The sequence below is a fragment of the Burkholderia sp. BCC1998 genome, assembly GCF_905339875.1.
Lineage (GTDB): Bacteria > Pseudomonadota > Gammaproteobacteria > Burkholderiales > Burkholderiaceae > Burkholderia.
Genome location: NZ_CAJPHE010000090.1, coordinates 1 through 631 on the forward strand (window position 1 = coordinate 1; position 631 = coordinate 631).

Genomic DNA, 631 nt, shown 5'->3' on the forward strand with positions numbered 1-631 from the left:
CCGGCAAGTACCAGTACGGTATGCCGCTGTATCGCCAGGCCACGCTGCTGCGTCGCTTCGGCGGCGACATCTCGTCGAACACGCTGGCCGCCAGCGTGGTTCGGGTGGGCCTGGCCACGCAGCCGGTGATCAACCTGATGCGCGACGCGCTGCTCGAATCGGACCTGATCTACGGTGATGAGACAACGTTCCAGGTGCTGAAGGAGCCAGGACGCAGGCCGCAGGCGAAGAGTTACCTATGGGCGCAGGTCAACGGATCGGGGCCGCCCGTGCGAATGTTCTCGTACTCGCCGGGACGCGGCGCCCAGCATGCGCAGAAGCTCTATGCCGGCGTGCAGCCTGGCACCGTGCTGATGACTGACGGGTACGAGCTCTACAACGGCATCGCCCACGATCACCAGCTCGTGCATCTCGGATGCTGGGCACACGTGCGCCGCGGCTTCATCAAGGCCGAGGAGTCGGTGCCGAAGGCTGCACGCTCGCCTGATCTGCTGGCCACGCGCTTCGTCGTGCTGATCGGCAAGCTGTTCGCGGCCGAGGCGCGCAGCGCGAAGTGGAAGTCTGAACGCCGGCAGCGACTGCGTACCCGGTACAGCGCCCGCGTGCTCGCCATCATCGAGCGCATGCTGGT

The 631-nt window shown here is 66.2% G+C and carries 1 protein-coding gene; it reads left to right on the forward strand.

The genetic code is table 11. The annotated features are described in order from the left end of the window. A partial coding sequence (locus U5A56_RS36910) for an IS66 family transposase (protein WP_321927410.1) occupies positions 1–631 on the forward strand: 631 nt, incomplete at both ends.